The following is a 21502-nucleotide window of genomic DNA, read 5'->3' as shown; positions in this document are numbered from 1 at the left end:
TATTTTAGGTGAACAAAAAAGAAAGAAGTCAACTAAATCAAAAGAAATTCATTTGCAGTTATTGAACAAGTAATGAAGGAGAAGATTACAAAATAAAAGCAGCAATCATACTTAATTGCACAATATGAAAGATTAATACAAAAAATAATAAGATAAAAAAAATAAAATAGTATAAAAGGTTTTGTTCATAAAAATTGTATTAAAAAACAATAAGCAACACCTAATGTTCTAGATAACATAAATTAAAAACTAAGATGGGAAATTTTACTATAATTTTAGTTATATTACATTATTAAGAAAAATTAATTCAGGGTCATAATATTAAGATTTCTTATAAAAAATTAATTTTTATTCTTGAAAAACAGTATAATATTTAACCTTTTTATATCGTTCAACTTCAAAGAAAATGATGAAAAAAATTAAAGAAGATAAAAGTGCTGACAACAGAATTTAAAAAAATTTTTAAATAATAAAAGTCTAGACTCCAAATCTACCAACCCTTTACAACCAATAAAGATTTTTTTAGAGAATGTGTCAAAACTGAAGCTTCTATTCATAATTAAATTAAAAAAGGAAAAATGAAGACTTCATGCTTTTATTTACAGTTAAACTGGAATCACACTTTCTGCTTACCTTGATAAACAAGAAGCACTATAGGTGTATTATATGACTACAAGAATATCTTTTTAAATTATTGCAATCAAGAAAAAATATTAACTGATAAAAGAATTGTCATTTTTTCAACAAAGCAAATACTCATCAAAGTGATACTAATACAAAATATAAATTTATGCCCATTCAACTAAAAATTGCTTTATTATGTGCTTCAGTATATAAAAAAAGTAAGATTGAAAGATCATGTATAAGTTCTTAAAAAACATTACATAAAGAATAAAAATTAGCTTGCATAAATAATATGAATTCAGGTAATGAGTAAATAAAGAATTTATTAAAATTATAATATAAATAGATGCATTAAAAGTAGATAATCATAAAAAACACTTTTGGGCACTGTGAATCACATAAAGTTAATATAATTTTTTGCCTTTGAACTTGTTTTATCAAAAAGGTTTTAAATGGATCATAACTAAGTTTGAAAAGAAAACCATGCAACTTTTTATAAAAGTGCAAGAGAGTTAATTTAGCTATTAAACAACTAGCATAAATCAAAAAAATAAATTTTAATTCATTACCAAAAAAGTGTGAAGTACATTCTTCACACTTAAGTTTAATATTAAATAGATTAAGTTTTTGTTAAATTTTTATTTCTCTATTCATTACAACAACATCATTTACTATTTGATAGTATTTGTTATTTTTTATAGATTAAAAAAATAATTATAAGTTTAAACTTACATAAATAAAAAAAGATTTCTATTAAAAACCTTTTACTTCATTTTTTATTTTTTAGCTTGTTGCATTGAACGCATTGTTCTTTTTATATCAGCTTCACTGGGTTTTCTGCCCATACTCATATACATTGCTCTAATTTGTTTTTCTGTTACTGGTGGATTGTCTTTAATTTGTTTTCTTACCATAGCTCTTGTTATAAAAAAACCAATAATGATTCCAATAATTATAGCCCCGATAATAACTCCAATTAACATACCTGCTAAAGCTCCACTTGAAAATGTTGATGCTAGAATCATATTTTATTTCTCTTTTCTAATTGCTTTTATAATTGTATTAAATATTTGTTCTTTTGTAAACCCATATTCTTTAATTACATCAATAGCTGGTGCACTAGCTCCAAACTTATCAATACCAAAATTTAATCCATTATCTCCTGTATACTTATCTCACCCATAAGTAGTTCCCATCTCAATTGAAATTCTTAAAGTTTTTTTGTCAATTATTGAATCCTTATATGTTTGAGATTGTTGATCAAATAAATTAGTTGAAGGCATAGATACAACCTTTGTTTTAAAATTTTGATCATCTAATAATTCACTAACACTAATTGCTAATTCAACTTCACTACCAGTAGCTATTAAAGTAATTTGTGCATCTTTTGCATCTTTAATAATGTAGGCACCTTTAGACACTTCTTCAAATACATTATTGTGAGGTAACTGTTTTAAATCTTGTCTTGTAAGGATCAAACTTGAAGGTGTTTTTGTTAACTTATTTAGCATGTATTCATAACTTGCTAAAGTTTCAGCATAATCACATGGTCTAAATAACATATGATTTGGAATACTTCTAATCATTGCTAATTGTTCGATTGGTTGATGTGTAGGTCCATCTTCACCAACAGCAATTGAATCATGTGTAAAAATAAACAAAGTTTTATTTTCCATAATTGATGCTAATCTTATTGCTGGTTTCATATAATCAGCAAATACAAAAAATCCTGAAGCAAACGGAATTAAACCTCCATGCTTGTAAATACCGTTATTAATAGCACCCATTGCAAACTCTCTTACACCATACAAAATATTACGTCCACTACGATTATTAATATCAAATATGCCATCAGCACCTTTAATTTTAGTTGAACCAACTAAATCAGCACTACCTCCAATTAAATTTGTTTGTGAGTTATTTATTTTATCAAAAATGTTTCCACTGCTTACTCTAGTTGCTTCATTTTTTAAAGGTATTTCATTTAACAGCGACTTAAAATCAAAATTAATTTCGTTATTTAAGTGATTATTAAATTTTAGCAATAATTCTTTGTCTAATGAACTAAGTTTTTTCATTCATTCTTTTTCAATTACTTCATTTTTAATAATACAATTTTGCTCTCAATGTTTATAAACATCTTTTGGAATAATAAATTCTTCTTCGCTTCATCCAAAATAAGATTTTACATTTAAAATATCATTTCCAACTGGAGCACCATGAACTCCAGTTGTTCCTTGATTTGTAGCACCAATTCCAATAATTGTTTTAACTTCAATATATGATGGTTTATCACTTTTTTGTGCTTTTAATATAGTCGATTCTATCATTTGTAAATCTTCACCATCTTCAATTTTAAAAGTTTCTCACCCACATGATTTAAATCTTAAATGTAAATCTTCTGATTGAACTGCTTTAACTTCTGAGTCTAATTGAATGTCATTTGAATCATGTATTAAAATTAACTTGCTTAATTTTTGTCTACCTGCAAATGAAATACTTTCATAAGAAACACCTTCTTGTAAATCTCCATCTCCACATAATACAAATGTATTATGGTTAATTAAATCAGTATTTTTATTAAAAATACTTGCTAAATGCGCTTCAGCCACTGCAAAACCAACTCCCATCGCTATTCCCTGCCCTAATGGACCAGTTGTTACTTCAACACCTTGTGTTAAATGAGATTCAGGATGACCAGGAGTTTTTGAATTTAACTGTCTAAATTGTTTAAGATCATCAATACTCAGATCATAACCAGCTAAATGTAAAGCAGAATATAATAATCCACTACCATGACCAGCTGATAAAATAAATCTATCACGATCAAATCAATTGGGGTTTTTTGGGTTGTGTTTCATAATTTTATTGAACAATGTATAAACTATAGGTGCTGCTCCCAAAACTATACCAGGATGACCTGAATTTGCTTTATTAATAGATTCAATACCTAAAATTCTTAAAGCATTTAAATTATGATTATTTTTATTTATGTTCATTTCTTACCTCTTTAATTTTTTCTGGAGTTATATCTTCTCCTTTTTTATTTACAACTTTAGTATTTAATATTTGTTGTTCTAATCCTGCTCTAAAATTGCTTATATAAACCCTTTTTAAAGCTTCTCTAAAAATATTTTCTTCTTTTGTTAATTCTCTAGACTTTTTTATTGCTGCTAATTCATTAATATTGGCTATAATTTCACTCATTGACATGCTATTTGTATCTTTCATTTAAACCCCCTAATATAAGTATTTTAACCTATTAAATGATGGACCTTCTTAATACAACATCAACTTTATTGTTATCTGTTGGAATATTAATCACGATTTTAAATTCTTTAGTTACTTTAAAACTAATTCAACCTAGTCCTGAAATCACAATATCATATTCTTTATTAAATGATTTTTTATCAAATAAAAATTCATACTTACTAATATTTTTATTTTTTATATTTAAATCTAGTAAAAATTTATTTTTTTCATAATAGTTTAAACTATTTTTTAAACTAGTTCTATGTGTTTTAATATCTTTATTTGTATAAACATGAAAACTATTTTCTATTTCCTTTTCTGATAAAAAGTCAAATCAACATAAAGCTTCATAAAATATTGAATTATTACTGTTTAATTGATATGTTATTTGCTTTAATTCTTTTGTAAAATACATATGTTTTTGTTGTTTATTAGTTGTTAAGTTAGCTATAGAATTTTGCCTGCTTATTCCTGGTGTATCAATTAGTTTAGTCTGACTATCTAACTTAATATCTATAAATTCTAATGTTGTATTAAAATAATTAGAAACTAAAACTTGAGGAATTAAATTATTAGCAGTCATTATAGCGTTAATGATTGATGATTTACCAACATTTGAAGAACCTATAAAATATTTAACTGTTTGTGTTTTTTTCACTTTATTTAAAAGTGAATTAACAAAAATCTTTTTAGTTGTGGTCATTAAAATAATGTCACATTTTTTTAAACTTGTTTTTGCAAAAAGTTCAGTTATATATTTTCTTATTTTACTTAATTTTACAGATTTGGGTAATAGATCAATTTTATTTATAATAATAATTACTTTAAATTTGCTCAACAATTCTTCTAATTCAATAATTCTTGAAGCATTTAAGTCATAAATGTCTAGTATATAGTAAAACTCTGTTGTTGGTTTTTCTGATTTAATAACTTCTTTTAATTTTTCAATAAAATCACTTGCTTTTATTTCTTGAGCAATAAGTTCGTTGTAGTTTTTAATTTTAAAGCATCTTAAACAATAAAGATTATCTATTTTAGCAGCATAACCTGGGTTATTTTGATCTTCTATTTGTTTATAAATTCCACATCCTATGCAATTATTCATCTTTTTTCTCCACAATCTTTCAATATATGTAATTAATAAATTTTATCAACAATAAAATTTTTAAAACATCATTATAACAATGTTTTTTGACATCTTTTATAAATTTTGATAAATATGCATGTTGTTTTTCATCCAACTTTTTTAATGAATAAAACTTTAAGGCTTTTGTACATAAAAATGATATATCTTCTTCTTCAAAATCAACATTAGTATGCAATGTTTTGGTGTAATTAAAAAATTTTTTTAAACTACGAAGAGCTATGGTTTGTTCCTTTTGACCGTTTTTTAAATTGTTTTCATTATAGAATTTATTACCTTCACTGTCAAAGTTAGTGAAACTTAAGGTTTGTTCTAATAAGTCATAAATATCAAAACTATTTAATTTATAAGTATTTGTTTCTTTATTCAAAATAAATAAATCACTTTTTCTATTATGAAATAATGATTTATGTGAATTAATTCAATTCTCTAATATTTTTTTGTCATTATCTTGTCCTGCAAAAATTATTGTTTTAATATTTTTATTAAAACACATGCTCATAAAACTTGCAAACATTGAGTCATGTTGTTTTTTAAAATCATAATTAAGATCATTTGGTTTTCTTTTAATGGATAAATTGTTTATAGATTTAAAATTATTTCTAATTTCTATTTCTTTAAAAGATTTAGCGAATGAATAATTTATTAAATAAACTTGGTCTTTATTTTGTTCATCATATAAATGTGGTTCTGTTTTTTCTAAGTCATGACTTCTGTTAAAAAATTCTGTATCAACAATCAAAACAGGAAATTTAATTTCTGAAATATTTTTTTGAATATTGTTAGTATCAAAAAAAATACTTTGATTATTATTTAAAATAACTTTTTGACCATCAATTTTTAAGTCTTTATATCTCATCACAAATCATTTCTATTAATATAATTTTACTATAATGTTAATTATTATTAATATAAGTTTTTGAAATAAAAAAAATAATAGACTTGTAGGGATACCAAAAAAGTAAGTATTAAATAAAAATTAACAATATTGATAAAAGCACAGTCATAAAATTGAGTTTTTATTATTTATTTAAAATATTTTTGCAAATTTATTGTTCTATATCATTGAGATGATTTTCTTCCTAGAAGAACGGTGTGAAAAAAAGGTTAAATAATATATTGTTTTTCAAGAATAAAAAATTAATATTTTATAAGAAATCTTAATACCGTGATCTTGAATTAATTTTTCTCAAAAATGTAAATAACTAAAATCATAGTAAATTTAAAATCTTAGTTTTAAAATTTTCTTAACTACAAAAATAAGTGTTGGTTATTAGGTTTTTTATTATATTTTTTATGAATAAACCTTTTATGCCATTTTTTTATCTTATTATTTTTGTATTAATCTTTCATATTGTGCAATTAAGTATGATTGCTGATTTTATTTTGTAATCTTGCTCTTCACTATTTGTTCAATAGCTTCGAATACATTCGTCTAACTTTGTTCTCATTTCATAACCTCAATTATAAATTTGAGGCTTTAAGACATTTTACTTTCTAATTAATTGAGGCATTATCACTTAGAATTATGCATTTTGACCATCGATGTAAGTACCTTTTTCTTTTAGTGTTGGTTGTTTTAAAATATCATGTAATATTAAGGTTATAAAGGTGATTAAATGAAATCCTTGATGAGTTAAGCTTTTTAAAAAGTTACTTCTATTTGACATAATTAAAATAATTTTTTAAAGATATTAGTTGTTTTGAAATTTGCTGGTTCTTAATTATTAATATAAAATATTAGTAAATAATTAAATTAAATTAGTAATAAATATTTCGGTATTAGTCAAAATGAAAAAAAGATGAAATACATTTTATCAAAAAACTTATTTGTATATAAAATAAAAAAATATATGACAATTTAAAATTTTAAGACTTTAAAATTTTAAAAATGAATTATAATTTAATAATTTTGTTGAACTTAATTAAGTGCTCCTTTTCAATATGATGAGCAACCATAATAATAGTGAAAGCTTTTTTATCTAATAAATAATTCATTATTAAGCCTGAAGTTTTTTTATCTAATGCAGAGTTAACTTCATCCAAAAACAACCAAGGTTTTTTTGCAACCAAACCTCTCAAAATTGCAAAACGCTGTCTTTCTCCGCCACTCAAATTTTGCATGTTATCTAGAATAATTGTTTCAAGACCAAATTCTAATCTATCAATTAAATGGTTTAATTGCAAAAAATTTAAATAATAATCAACTTCTTCCTTGTTGATTTCAGGATTTGCCAATGTAATATTGTTTCAAATTGTGTCCTTACTTAAAAAAATATCTTGATCAATGTAAACTGCTTGTTTACGAATGTCATAATTTTCACAACTCATATCATTTATGAATATTTCACTTTTTTCTTCAAATAATCTTGGATAAAATAATTGCTTTAGCAAAGTGGATTTACCAACTCCTGATTTTCCCAAAATTAAAACTTTATCACCGTTAATTATTTTTAAATTTATTTTATCCAAAATTGTTGTTTCATCATATTTAAATGTGAAATTTTTAAATATTATTGAATCTAATTTTTCATCAATGACTTTAGTCTTTGTGAAATTTTCTAATTCTTTGATATAGGGTTCATTAATCTCATTATTTGTTTTGCGTAAGTTTAAATATTTAATAAAATGATTTAGAATTATTCCAAATGATTGAATATATTGTGATGTTACTTGTGACAAAGTTACAACAATTGCAACTGTAAAAATATTTTTAAATAAAAAAAATGAAATTAAAGTTATTAAAATAATTTGAATTAAATAAATTGTTATTGTACTTAACATAACTTGCAATCCTTGAAAGTTTTTATTTATCTTATTTTCTTTTTCATAATTATTTGATATTTTCATTAAATCGGACTTAAGTTTATTCGTTTTATTTAAGCTTCAATAATTTCAATATGATTTAACACTATCTTTGCTAAACTGTAAAAAATCATCGTTTGCTTGATTAGAAATTTGTATTTTTTTTTGGGATTTTTTAGTTGTTAAAAAAGGAACTAAAAACACTAAAATTGAAAAAAAAGTTGTTATTATAAAAATTAATCAATTGTAATAAATAACCATAACTATTGATAAAATTAAAAAACAAATTCCATTAAAAATTGAAAAAACACTTTCATAATAAAATATTTCTAATTGAGATATTTTGTTTGATGAATTATTTATAAATTTTCCAGTGTCTATATTACTATTAAATTGATCAGATAAAATTTTGTCATAATATTTTTTACGTAATTCTTGGTTAATTTCCTTAATTATTTTATTTTGAATTAACACTGACAAGTAATCAGAAACAATAGCGATGGTAGTTGTTAGCAAAGCAACAATTATATAAAAAATAAAGCTTTGCAAATCTTTAGAAATTGCAAACTCAATAACTTTACCAAAAAAGTAAGCAAAGAAAAGTGTCCCAATAGATCCAACAATTGTCAAAAATATATTAATTAAAAAAAGTCAAAAATGGTGTTTAATAATTATTTTCATAAACATTTCTCCATCTCTTTTAAATTATAAACTAAAAATATTATTTAACAAATATTAGTTGTTTTTTTATCATAAAAAATAAATTGTATCTAAAATAAAATATGATAAAACTATTAAAGTTATCTATGAAAAATAATGAACAATTGATATTAAAAATGCTAGACAACTTTATAGCAAAAAAAAGGAAGTAAAAGAGAAAACTCTAAACTTTCTCTTTTACTTCCTTTTTGGTATTTATTTTAACTTGCTATTATTCTATTTCTTCTAAAAATTCTGTTAAATCTTCTTCTTCATCTAAAATTTCACTATATTTATTGTTCATTTTATCTAAAAAATCTAAAGCTTCCATTGTATTTGTTGATTTAGTTTTAAACTCTTGTGAATCTTGAAGTGTATTATTAATGTCTTCAGAATCAACTTCTAATAATGTTGAATACTTATCTTCTAGTTGATTTAAAAACTCTAATGCTCCAAGTGTTGAATTCTGATTTTCAGCAAATGTTTGTAGTGTTGAGTCTTCAAACATTGATTGATCAACTGTCTCTTCATCTTCAGAAGTTGTTTCAAATAATGTCTTTTCTTCAGCGTTCAAAATAAACTCTTCTAAAGGCAAATCATCATACTTTCTAATTGTTAAATATGTTTCTTCTTTATCAACCAATATTTGTGATGAAGAATCACTAATTATTGTATCTAAAGCATTTTGTTCAAGTTCAAATTCAGCATAATCTTGACTTTCAATTGATGCTTTTTTTATCTCATTTTCTGTTAAACTTTCAGTTTTTGCTTGTAAGGAAAATTCAACTTTATCATTAGTAGTATTTTGATTATCCAAACTTTTTTCATTTGAATTATAAAGTATGTTTTCATTATTATTAGCCAAAGCTTCAGGAGTTTTTAAACTTGAATCAAAACCTTCTTCTACCAATTGTGATTTATCAATAATAATATCTGAAAATTCTTCTTCAAAACTTCTCAATTCTTCTAGATTAGTTTTAGAAGTGTAATCATCAACAATTATAAAATCTTCATTTGATTCTTCTTGATTTTCTTCTTCAATCATAATTGTGTTACCATCAATTAAATCTTGATTATATGAAATTTCTGGTTCAATTGATGAGTCTTTTGAAATAACATCTTCAAACATAAAATAATCAGATGTTGATATGTCTTCGTCTTTAACATCATCTTCGTTTAGTCTAAATAATTCGCTGTTATTGTTATCAAGTCTTAAATTAATTTCATTTAATATCTCATCAACTGATTTATTAGAACTAAATTGTTTAAATTCTTCTTCCTGTTCTTCGTCTTCTAAGTCAATAATTGGAAGAGCTCTAAATGTTTTTCCGAATGTAGAAGTTTTCTGATCATTTTTTTCGAGTTCATGTAATAAATCTAAAGTTAAAATATCAGTTGATTGAGTTTCTACTTTTGATAAATCTTCTAATTGATCTTCAATTAATTCTTCTGACTCTTTCATTAAATTATTTAAAAGCATTTCATCTAAAGAAGCATTATCTTGAACTGCATTTTCATTTTCTGCAATTTGAATAATATCTTCAAGTTTTGTATCTTCAAGTTTATCTTCAGTTAAAATTGTGTTTAATTCATCATCAAAAATAATTGTTTGATTTAAATCCTCATTAGTTCCCTCGTCCAAAACCAATGATTCTTCAATTAAAGTAGCAATAAAAGTTTCCCCATTAGATAATATAACTTCTTCAAAAGCCATTTGAATATCTTCTTGATCACTAATATGGTCTTTTCATAATTCTTTTGATATTGATTCTAATCTTTTATTATTTTCACGCTTTTGTTTTAAAAGTTTTTCTTGTTCTTCAAAATCTTGAACGATTCTTTGCATTCTTGATTTATTACTTTGTGATGGTAATGAATCTTTAGAGTTTTGTTCTTCTAATCATTCAACACGATTTATATATTTATCTCAAGCATTTTTAGTATCTTTTTGATTATCGTCTAATCACAATAAATACTTTATATACTTTTTAATATGTTCTTGAATGTCATGAGGATACAATTTTATTTCATGATTAATTAAAATTAAAACAGCATCATTTGAAACTTTTTGAATTAAAACATAGTTATTTATTTTTTTAATTAAATCTAAAGAAACTTTTCTCATAAAAACCTTTCAAATTACATTCTTATTTAAATTATAACTTTATTTATTAAATCTTGTTTAGTTTATTGTTGATTAATTCTAATTGAATTTTGTATTGCTCATACTTAGCTTTTTCTTCAACTATTTTATCTGGATTAGCTTTAGCAATAAAGTTAATGTTATTTAACATTTTTTCAGATCTTAAAAGCTCTTGTTCAAGACTCTGTTTTTGAATTATCATTTCTTTTAGCATTTTTTCATTATCAATAAATTCATCATTATTTATTTCAATTGTAAAGTCTTGAATAGGAATAATTGTTTTTTTATTATCATCATTTATATCTAAAATAATTTTGGAATTAACAAATGATAATAAAAATTCATTTATTTGATTTAAATTTTTGTTAATAATTTTATTTTTATCAAAAGTTAAGTTATTAATTTGAAAGACTAAGTGAGTTTTGTTATTTAAATTATTAATTGCCTTAAATTCTCTAATTGAACCAATTAAATCTATAACAATATTAAGATAATCAGTTTCATAACAGTGATTTATTTTTAATCAGTTTTCTTCTAAAATAGAGTCTTTCATATTTAAATTTTGGTATATATGTTCAGTCACAAATGGAATAAATGGATGTAGCATAACTAAAATATTTTTTAAAACATAAACAAGCGTTTGGTTAGATGCTGCTTTTTTAACTGAATCATTTAAATTCACTTTTGACAATTCTATATATCAACTACAATATGTATTTCAAACAAAATCATAAAGTATTTTACCAACAAGAGCAAATTCATATTTATCCATTAATTCACTAACTGATTTTTCAACAATGCTCAATTGTGTAAGAATTCATTTATCAGCATCACTTAGTTTTAATTCATTGTAAAAATTTTTGTTTAAAACAAATGAATCATCAATGTTGATCATTACATATCTGGAAGCATTTCAAAGTTTGTTAATAAAGTTTCAAGCCGAGGTAATTTTTATTTCACTGAATTTAAAATCTAAACCTGGAGTCGAACCATTTAGTAAAAAAAACCTTAAAGCGTCAGCTCCTTTTTCTTCAATAATTTGCATAGGATCAACACCATTCCCAGCAGACTTGCTCATTTTAGCACCATCTTCAGCTCTAACCAAACCATGAATCAAAACATTTTTAAATGGTATTTTATTTGTATATTCTTTAGTTTGAAATATCATCCTTGCAACTCAAAAAAATATAATATCAAATCCAGTTACCATAACACTAATTGGAAAGTATTTTTTAAAGTAAACTGATTGTTCATTTTCGCTGCGCATAGTTGTTACAAAAGGTCATAAACCAGATGAAAATCATGTATCTAAAACGTCTTGATCTTGCACTCAATTTTCAATATCAATTGGAGGTTTTGTTCCTACATAAATTTTTGATTTGTCATCAATATGGTATCAAGCAGGAATTTGATGTCCCCATCATAACTGTCTTGAAATTGTTCAATCATGAACATTCTCCATTCATTTAATCAATACATCATTAAATCTTTTTGGATAAAAAACAATTTCTGGATCATTTTGTTGCATTTCAAGAATCATTTGTTGAAATGGTTTCATATCCACAAATCATTGATCAGACAAGTAAGGTTCTATGATTGCATTACTTCTCTCACTATATCCAACTTGGTGAACTATTTTTTCAGACTTTATAAAAGTATTATCTTTTTTAGTTTGTTCAATAATTTTTTTTCTAGCAGTAAATCTATCTAATCCAGCATAAAGTTCTCCACCCATTTGATTAATCGTTGCATCTTCATTCATACAAATAGGTTTTGCTAAATTATGTCTTTCGCCAATCTCAAAGTCATTTAAGTCATGAGCTGGTGTACATTTCATAACACCAGTTCCAAATTCTATTTCAACATATTCATCAGCAATAATTGGAATAATTTCTTTATTAACTGGATTTATAACATTCTTCCCAATAAACTTAGCATATCTTTGATCATTTGGGTTAACTACAATACATTGGTCAGCAAACATAGTTTCAGGTCTGGTTGTAGCAACTGATAAAAAATTATCTTTTGATTCTAAGAAATATTTAAAATAAAACATTTCTCCTTCAACTTCTTTGTAAATAACTTCAATATTAGAAACAGCTGTTTTTTGAATTGGATCTCAGTTTACAATTCTTTTACCCTTATAAATTAATTTTTTATTATAAAATTCTACAAAAATTTCTTGGACTTTTGCGTTAACATCAGCGTCAAGTGTAAACTTTTCTAAATCATAGTCAAAACCAAGCCCCATTTTAGATCATTGATTTCTTATTGTTAATGCATACTCTTCTTTTCAATCTCAAACATGTTTTAAAAACTCTTCTTTTGAAATATCAAAGCGACTAATTCCTAGTTCTTTTAATTTTGCTTCAACTTTTACTTGAGTACTTATTCCAGCATGATCCATCCCTGGGATAAAAACAGTGTCAAAACCTTTAAATTTTTTGTATCTAATTAATGCATCTTGAATACTAACTCCAAATGCGTGACCAATATGTAATTTACCAGTAACATTTGGTGGTGGCAATATAATTGAAAATGGTTTTTTATTTGAATTAGGATTAGCTTTAAAATATTTTTTATCCATTCATAATTGATACTTATTTTTTTCTACTTCTGCATTGTTATATTTACTCGCTAGCTCTTTTTTTGCCATTATTTCTCCTATTTTACTTATGATAAAGTTTTTAATTATATATATTATATATTATCTAGGATATAAAATTAAACCATTTTAAGATTTGATTTTTTATTCTTTTTTAAATTAGTATAAACTTTAAAGCAAAAATAATTATGACCACTGTTGTTTAAAAAAATGTTGATGATAAAGCTAACTATTAATTAAACTTTTTAAATGTAATAATCAAAAACTTTTTATCATTTTGTAATATTAGATTAAAACGTCAATTAAATGACTATGAACCAATTAAAAAATTTTGTAAAATCATTTTAGCTCTATAAAACATCATAACTAAGTTTAACTTTAATCTCTTTTTTTGATTACAAAAAAAACTAACATTTGTTAGTTTTAAAATTAATTTTTATTTTTTCTAAAAATTTTTCTAGATTTTTTTGATTCTTTTTTAGAAATTTTGTCTTTGATACTTTCAAGTTTTTTTGCAGATATTAATTCTGTTTCATTTTCGAATAAACCCTCTTCTTTAGCAACAAGTGTTGCTGCAAAAACACCACCAGTAACATTTGTAGCTGTTCTACCCATATCAAATAATCCATCAATAGCTCCAAATATTGCATAGACTGGTGCAAAATATGGCCCAAATCCAATTCCGTTTAGCACAGCAGAAGTAACAACTGTAGCTGTTCCAGGAACTCCAGCAATCCCAATGCTTGCAACAACTGTTGTAAATAAACCCATTATAAAGTAAGCAAATATATTCATTTGACTAACTGAATCAGATCCTGTATATAAAACTGACATAATTAAACCAGCTTGAACCCCAGCACAAGCAACTAATCCTAATGAAGTTGAAAGTGGGGCTACTATGCTGACTACTTTATCACTGACTTTCATTTCACTATTCAAAGTTTGCATTGTAATTGGTAAAGTTGCATTTGATGATTGAGTTGAAAAACCTTGTATTAAAGGTCTTCATGCATACTTTCACCATGCTTTTATATTGATACCTGAAACAAATAAGATTAATGTCATAAAACCAAGCATCACAAATAAACCAATGTACCCAACAGCTAAAATTAATCCTATTGATCCAAGAGCACCAATTGCTCTTGTTGTAATTGAAGTTGCCAACATGGACATAACTGCTAATGGCATTATTTTCATAAATATCATTAAGACTGACATTATAATGTCTCATGCTCTATTCATGAAATTCATTAAATTATTCATTGATTCAGGATGTTTTTTTCTAACAAATTTTGTTGCTGTGCCAAATAAAATTGCTAAGACAATTATTGGAAGAACAGCAGCAGCAGAAAACGCTGATACAAAATTTGAAGGGACATAACCTCAAATAATTGAGGGTAAAGATTTAGAATCAGTTGTTCCTGAACCACCCTGTAATTGATTATCAAAATTTAAACCATTTCCTATTTTCAAAAAATATCCCAATCAAAAAGTTATTGTAAATGCAATTGCAACATTTATTAATAATATTGCTACTGCTTTGCCAGATATTCTTCCCAACCCTTTTGTTCCAGGTGTAGCTACAACTTTAAATATAGCAATAAAAACAACAGGCACAGTAATTAATAATATACCATTTATAAAAACTTGCTTTAATAAAGAAGCTCATACATTGAACTCTATAACTCAGTGTACCCCTTGTTTAATTGACTGATCTGATACTATAGCATTAACAAACGCTTCAGTACCATTATTATCAGAAAATATTGTTCCTTTAATTAAATCAGCTGCATTTTCTAAATCAACAATAGAAGAAATTGAAACAAAATCTTCTTCATTAGAAACATAATATTTAGAAATATCTATTCAATTACCATCAATCATTGCTCATGCTGAATTACCACTGTGAGAGAATCATGATCCACCAGGAAAACCTATTATTATTTGTATTGTTATTCCAACAATGAATCCTATAAGCATTCCTATTAAAATTCTGTAAACAAATTTTATTTTAATTTTTTTTAGTCCATATCAAAATCCGCTCATTAAACCAAAAAAGATTAAAATAGCTAATAATGATTGTCATGTGCTGATACTTAAAAACTTTTCTAAAAAAGTTTCTCTAAAACTACTTAATAACATATTTATTACCTTTCTTTACATAACTTACTTAAAGCTATATGTATTATATCTGTTGTTCTTGAAAACGGTGGAGAATATGGTAAATCTATTTGTTCTAAAGAATGATCAACTTTAACTCTTGATCAAATTAAACTAACTAATCCATATATTCTCAAAACAGATTTATTTTTACCTGCTAGTTGAACATTTATAATTTCATTTGTATTATTATCAACTATTATTTTTAGTCATAAATCTTTTTGGTTACTAACATAATTAGTATGATCTTTATCTTTGATTAAAATTTCTCTTGTTTTAATTTTTTGGTTTTCCATAAAAGTTCTGTTTTCTCCACTTCGAGCTAACTCAAGATCAAAAAATCTAATTATAGTTGTACCTAATCCGCCCATAAACTGATTTGACTTTGATTGATTTATATTATCAGCTATTATTTTTGCTTGTTTGTGTGCTATTGTAGCTAAGTAAAAAGTTTTTGTGTTTTTATACAAGAAACTTAAACTACTGCAACAATCACCCCCAGCAAAAACATCTGCTATATTAGTTTCACAATATTGATTAATTTTAATAGCACCATTTAATTCCATTTCTAAATTTGTTTTTTTAAACAATTGCGTATTTGGTAAAACACCAATACTTAAAATAACGCTGTCACATTCAATAGTTTCACCATTTCGTGTCTTAGCATGAGTTACATTGTTTTTATTATCCACTAAAAATTCAATAACTTCATCATTTTTTATAAGAGTAATATTTTTATCGTGAATTTTATTTTCAACTAAATCACTAAACTCCTCATCAAAAATATTTTTAAGAATTTTATCCGCTTTTTCTATAATGGTTATCTTTGAATGCTTACTATTATAAATATTTTCAACCATCTCTAAACCTATTAATCCAGAACCTATAATTAAAACTTTGCTTTCTTTTGTTATTTTATTTTTAATTATTATTCCATCTTCTTTTGAGTTAACAGTGAATATGTTATTTGCATTAACATTTTTAGTGGACGGTATTATAGGTTTGGAACCAACAGCTATAACTAATTTATCATACTTTAAAGATTCATTATTAAAAAATACTTCTTTGTTTTTAAAATTAACATTATCTACTTTAGTATTTTTTATAACCTTAACTCCGGTTTCTTCAAATTTTTCCACTGTTCTAGCAATTAAGGTTTCAGGGTTAGAAAAATTATCACCCACAAAATAAGGTATTCCACAAGCTCCCAGTGATACATATTCTTTGTCTTGAATAACAATAATTTCATTTTTTGGGTCTAATCTTTTAAGTTTTGCAGCAACTCCCATCCCTGTGGCAGATCCTCCAATTATTATGGTTTTCATAAGACTCCTTTTTTTCACGAATATTAACTTATTATAATATTAATACTTTAACCTTACTTTAATGCAATTAAAATGCAAAAAATATAAAAAAACAACAAATTAAATTCGTTGTTTAAAAAATTTATTTTTTCTTTTTGTTATGAAATTCTTTTGTGTCTATTTCAACTAACTCTGCTACAAGTTTTTGATTTTTGTCTCAATTAGCAATTGATAAGTGGTATGAATAAAAAACTATAATGTCAATTAATAAAATACTTATAAATGGTAAAAATGCAATTCCTAAAGCTGAAAATAAAACTCAAACATTATTTGCATTTCATCCTTCACTAGTTCCAAATCCCATTAACTTGAAAACTTTGTCATTAATTAAAGGAATAAACATTACAGCTAAAGATAATACTAAAGCTATTAAAGAAGCATTTATTAAAGGTTTTGAAATTAATAAACTTACTTTTTTATCAGCTTTTCAATTTGACAATTTTATTAAATGAGCAAATAGTAATGGTGAAATCACCATAGTAATAAACATACTTGTTCTACCCGTTATTATATAATCGTCTAATTGTTGAAGTGAATTAATGAGTTTAATTTGTTGTCATCATGATTGCTCTGCTGATAATTCAGTTATTTTTTTTGCTCAATAAACAGTGTCTGTTGCCATCATTCCTATAAAGAAAGATAAAACTGTGAAAACAGCAGATACAATCCCTATTTTTAAAATAGAGAATGCTAGACCTTTTAACAAACCATTTTTACCAACTACTGGTTTTTGCTTCATTAAAGAATTGTCTAATGGACCCATACCAATTGCGATTGCTAAACATGATTCTACAATTAAATTAATAAATAAAATATTTGTAGCTTCTAGAGGAGAAACCTTAATTATTAATGAAATTATTAATATCGATAACACGTTAGCTAAATTAAATCCCATTAATAACGTTATTGATCTTTTTATTTTTTGATAAACATTTCTTCCTTCGTTTACACCAAACATAATTGTTACAAAATTATCATCAGTCAATATTACATCACTTGCTTGTTTGGCAACATCAGTACCTGTAATACCCATAGCAACCCCAATTTCAGCTTTTGATAATGAAGGCGCATCATTAACTCCATCTCCAGTCATAGAGACTATAAAACCTTTATTTTGTAAACAAGATACAATTCTTACTTTATGTTCTGGATTAACTCTTGCAAATACTCTAACATTGACAATTTTATCAGTTAATTCTTCATCACTCATTTTTTCCAATTCATCAGAACTAATAACTTGTGATTTTTCGAATGCCAAACCTAAGTCTCTAGCAATTGCAAGTGCAGTAATAGCATGATCACCTGTAATCATGCAAACATCTATTCCAGCTGACTTAGCTTGTTCAATAGCTCAAACAGCTTCTTTTCTAACTGGATCAATCATAGCAACACCGCCAATAAAAACTAAATCTTCTTCTTTGGCTAAATCATTATTAGTTTCTTTGTAGGCAAAAGCTAAAACTCTAAGAGCATCACTTGATAAATTCATACTTGATTTCAATATTTCGTTTTTGTGTGATTCAGATATAGGTACAATTTTATCTTCAATAATAATTTTTTTACATACTTTCAATAATTGATCAATCGCACCTTTAGTAAAAATTATTTTTTTATCATCTACTTGGTTTAAAGTACTCATTAATTTTCTTTCACTACTAAAAGGTAACTCATGAATTCTTTGATACATTTTTCTATATTTTTGTTCATCAATATTCATTAATTCAGCATAGTCAACTAAAGCTAACTCAGTTGGGTCACCAATTCTTTCTTCACCTTCAGTAACTCCATCATTTGGTAATACAAGTGCTTTTAATAATAAATCTTTTTGCAATTTATTATTTTCTGCAATATACTCTTTAGCATTGACTATTTTATTATTGTAAATAACTTTTTGAACTGTCATTTTATTTTGGGTTAATGTTCCTGTTTTATCAGTACATATAACATTAACTGAACCTAAAGTTTCAACACTAGATAATTTTTTAACAATAACATTATTCTTAGCCATTCTTTTTGTTGAAAAAGATAATGTAATAGAAACAACAGCTGCTAATGATTCAGGAATAACACCAATTGCTAAAGTAATAGAAACCATTAAATAGCTAATTCATGCTCCATTCTCACTTTTACCAGTTGCAAATAAAGAAACAAATACTATAATCCCAATAATCCCAGCAATACATGAAATTCAATAACTAAATTTTGTAAGTTTTTTTTCTAAAGGTGTTTGTTCTTGATCATTATCATTAATAGCTTTAGAAATTTTTCCAATTTCACTTTCTTTTGCTGTTTTAATTACAACACCGATTGCTCTACCAGCTGTTGTAAAAGTAGACATAAAAGCAATATTTTTCATGTCAGCTAACATATTAGTTTCTTTAATTGGATTATGAGTTTTTTCCACAGGAACTGATTCACCAGTTAAAATAGATTCATCAATCATAAAATCAACTGATTCAATGATTCTCAACTCAGCTGGCACATATTTACCAGCTTCTAAAATAACAATATCACCAACGACTAAGTCACTAGCAGCAATTTCTTTTTGATTTCCATTTCTTAAAACTACTGCTCTTGGTTTAGAAAGTGACTTTAAAGCATCAACGCTTTTTCTTGCTTTAACCGTTTGAACAGTTTCTAAAATAGCATCAGCAATAACAATTAACATAATAACTATAAAATCAACAAAATCATGTAATGAAACTTTTCAATTATTAACAGCAGCAGGCGCAATTATAGAAACAATAGCAGCTAGCATTAAAATAACTTGAAGCGGTTCTATAAAAGAATGTAATAAAATCACTCATCATGGAGTTATTTTTTTAACTTCTAATTCATTTTTGCCATCTTTTTCCAGTCTGGATTGCGCTTCTTGTTCTGTTAATCCATTTTTAAAATCACTTTTAAAATGGACTTCAACTTCTTTTATTTTATAACTCTCTATTTTTTTCATTTTAGTTTTCCTTTATTAATCTTATTAAAACTTCAAAACTTTCTTCTAACCCAACTTTGTTTTCATTTGAAACTTTTATGAACGTATGATTTGGATTAAAATTTAAAGTTTCTTTTATTAATTTTTCATTTCTAATAATTTCATTTCTTTTTAACTTATCTAATTTAGTTCCTATTATTAAAACTCTTTTATTAGATGATTTTAAAAAGTGATACATTTCTTGGTCATCATTTGTTGGTTTATGACGCAAGTCAACTAACATGACAATTGCTTTCAAATTTTCTCTTTCATCAAAATACTCTTCCATCATTTCAGCAAATCTCATTTTTGCATCTTTTGCTATTTTTGCATACCCATAACCTGGTGCATCAACCAATCTAAAAAGACTATTGTTTATATCAAAAAAATTTAACAGCCTAGTTTTACCTGGAGTGTTTGCTACTTTTGCTAATTTTTTATTATTTGCTAATGAATTTATAAAACTTGATTTACCAACATTACTTCTACCTACAAAAAGTATCTCAGGAATTTCATCTTCAATTCAACCGCTTTTATCAGCTGCTGATTTAATAAAAACACTTTGTTTAAACATTAAGCTCCTTTTAAATAAAATGATTATTAATTTTATTTTCTATAATAAGATCTTTTAGTTCTCAATTATATTTAATAGTTATTATTGTACCTTTTTTTTCTGTATTAATATAGTGAATTATAATGTTTTTTCTTTTTTCATCATTTGTGATGCTATGTATATCTTCAAATTTTATAACTTGATCATCCACAATAATTTCATCATTTACAATAATAAAATAAATAGATTTGGATCAAATTCTTCAAATAAAATAAGTCATTATTAAACAAATAAAATAAACTGATGTAATAATTGAATTAATAAAAAACATTATTTTAAATTCAATTAAAAACATTAATCCTGCGCTTAATAAAACAAAAACAAAAACAAAAGTAGAAATAAAAACACTTATCAAACAAAACAAAAAAGCTTTTTTGTTAAAAAAATGAATGGCTTTTTGCTGCTCAAATTTATGCAATGTTCATTGTTTTTTAAATTGAATTAAAACACTGTATAGTATAACCCCACTAATACCTATAACTGAAGCTAATAATGCAATTAAATTATATATATCTTTTTTGTCCATTGCTACCACCTAACATTTTGTTTATCATTATTCCTATTGTTAATTCTTCAACTATAAATATAAGTTTTTCTTCTTGTGTTTCAATTAATAGTGTTTTAAAGAGTTCACCAATATGTTGCAATGTATAAAAACTACAAATCAAAACTTTATCTAAAGAAATTATTTTATAATCATCTCTTATTTTAATAACTAATCTTTTATTACTTAAAAAAACGCTGCATTCATCAAAAAAGATTTTTTTAGGTTTATTAAATAATTTATAACTGCTTTTCATAACATTAAAAATATTATTATCAATATCCTTTTGACTTTTTTTTATTTCTTTTTTTGATTTTTGTAATATTTCAACTTTCATTTTCTGAACTAATAAAATGTCTTCACCTATTTTCGTTTCAAAAATACCCTCAACAGGCGTTAGATTATTTTTTAGAACAAAATCATTAAAAGTCTTTATCACTTCATTATGAAACTTTTTATTAAAATTCATAAATGGTTTATGCTTTACATGATACATAAAAGCTAATATTCCAGATATTAAAAGAACTATAAGGTATAAAGATATAACAAAAATCACCATTAAATGCTTGTTTGACATA

At 24.7% G+C, this 21502-nt stretch carries 15 protein-coding genes; all 15 read right to left on the bottom strand.

All coding sequences use genetic code 4. The features are described 5' to 3' along the window. Positions 1–1400: 1400 nt before the first annotated feature. Positions 1401–1649 (bottom strand): YneF family protein, encoded by a 249-nt coding sequence (locus tag MCORR_RS03305; protein ID WP_104208149.1) that lies wholly within the window; start codon positions 1647–1649, stop codon positions 1401–1403. A 3-nt stretch (positions 1650–1652) separates the two neighbouring features. Next, a complete protein-coding gene (tkt, locus tag MCORR_RS03300; protein WP_104208148.1) occupies positions 1653–3623 on the bottom strand; it encodes a transketolase in 1971 nt (656 codons plus the stop codon). Next, positions 3610–3837 (bottom strand): DUF896 domain-containing protein, encoded by a 228-nt coding sequence (locus MCORR_RS03295; RefSeq protein WP_104208180.1) that lies wholly within the window; start codon positions 3835–3837, stop codon positions 3610–3612. The genes tkt and MCORR_RS03295 overlap by 14 nt, the downstream gene beginning before the upstream one ends. A gap of 49 nt (positions 3838–3886) precedes the next feature. Beyond that, positions 3887–4981 carry a ribosome biogenesis GTPase YqeH gene (gene yqeH / locus MCORR_RS03290; RefSeq protein WP_104208147.1) on the bottom strand — a complete coding sequence of 365 codons (1095 nt, stop codon included), beginning with the start codon at positions 4979–4981 and terminating at the stop codon, positions 3887–3889. Beyond that, a complete protein-coding gene (locus MCORR_RS03285) occupies positions 4974–5879 on the bottom strand; it encodes a hypothetical protein (RefSeq protein ID WP_104208146.1) in 906 nt (301 codons plus the stop codon). Before MCORR_RS03285 ends, yqeH begins: the two co-directional genes overlap by 8 nt. A 667-nt stretch (positions 5880–6546) precedes the next feature. Next, positions 6547–6690 (bottom strand): hypothetical protein, encoded by a 144-nt coding sequence (locus MCORR_RS03805; RefSeq protein ID WP_181021224.1) that lies wholly within the window; start codon positions 6688–6690, stop codon positions 6547–6549. Between the two features lie 226 nt (positions 6691–6916). After that, complete coding sequence (locus MCORR_RS03280; RefSeq protein WP_104208145.1) at positions 6917–8506, bottom strand: ABC transporter transmembrane domain-containing protein; 1590 nt, start codon at positions 8504–8506, stop codon at positions 6917–6919. A gap of 250 nt (positions 8507–8756) precedes the next feature. Next, positions 8757–10649, bottom strand: a complete 1893-nt coding sequence (locus tag MCORR_RS03275) for a hypothetical protein (RefSeq protein WP_104208144.1) — start codon at positions 10647–10649, stop codon at positions 8757–8759. A 46-nt stretch (positions 10650–10695) separates the two neighbouring features. Continuing rightward, positions 10696–13323: a valine--tRNA ligase gene (locus MCORR_RS03270; RefSeq protein WP_104208143.1), complete on the bottom strand. Its 2628-nt coding sequence runs from the start codon at positions 13321–13323 to the stop codon at positions 10696–10698. A 378-nt stretch (positions 13324–13701) separates the two neighbouring features. Beyond that, positions 13702–15414, bottom strand: coding sequence for a dicarboxylate/amino acid:cation symporter (locus MCORR_RS03265; protein ID WP_104208142.1), 1713 nt, complete (start codon positions 15412–15414; stop codon positions 13702–13704). 5 nt (positions 15415–15419) lie between these two features. Beyond that, complete coding sequence (locus MCORR_RS03260; RefSeq protein WP_104208141.1) at positions 15420–16757, bottom strand: FAD-dependent oxidoreductase; 1338 nt, start codon at positions 16755–16757, stop codon at positions 15420–15422. Positions 16758–16878: 121 nt separating this feature from the next. Beyond that, on the bottom strand, positions 16879–19749 hold the full coding sequence (locus MCORR_RS03255) for a cation-translocating P-type ATPase (protein WP_104208140.1): 2871 nt from the start codon (positions 19747–19749) through the stop codon (positions 16879–16881). Position 19750: 1 nt separating this feature from the next. After that, a complete protein-coding gene (gene yihA, locus MCORR_RS03250; protein ID WP_104208139.1) occupies positions 19751–20341 on the bottom strand; it encodes a ribosome biogenesis GTP-binding protein YihA/YsxC in 591 nt (196 codons plus the stop codon). Between the two features lie 10 nt (positions 20342–20351). Next, a complete protein-coding gene (locus MCORR_RS03245) occupies positions 20352–20906 on the bottom strand; it encodes a hypothetical protein (RefSeq protein ID WP_104208138.1) in 555 nt (184 codons plus the stop codon). Next, a complete protein-coding gene (locus MCORR_RS03240; RefSeq protein ID WP_104208137.1) occupies positions 20884–21501 on the bottom strand; it encodes a hypothetical protein in 618 nt (205 codons plus the stop codon). The genes MCORR_RS03245 and MCORR_RS03240 overlap by 23 nt, the downstream gene beginning before the upstream one ends. Between the last annotated feature and the right edge of the window lies 1 nt (position 21502).

It is taken from the genome of Mesoplasma corruscae (assembly GCF_002930145.1).
Classification (GTDB): domain Bacteria; phylum Bacillota_I; class Bacilli_A; order Mycoplasmatales; family Mycoplasmataceae; genus Entomoplasma; species Entomoplasma ellychniae.
Note: the sequence above shows the minus strand (reverse complement) of the source record. Positions and strands in the feature narration are given on the sequence as shown.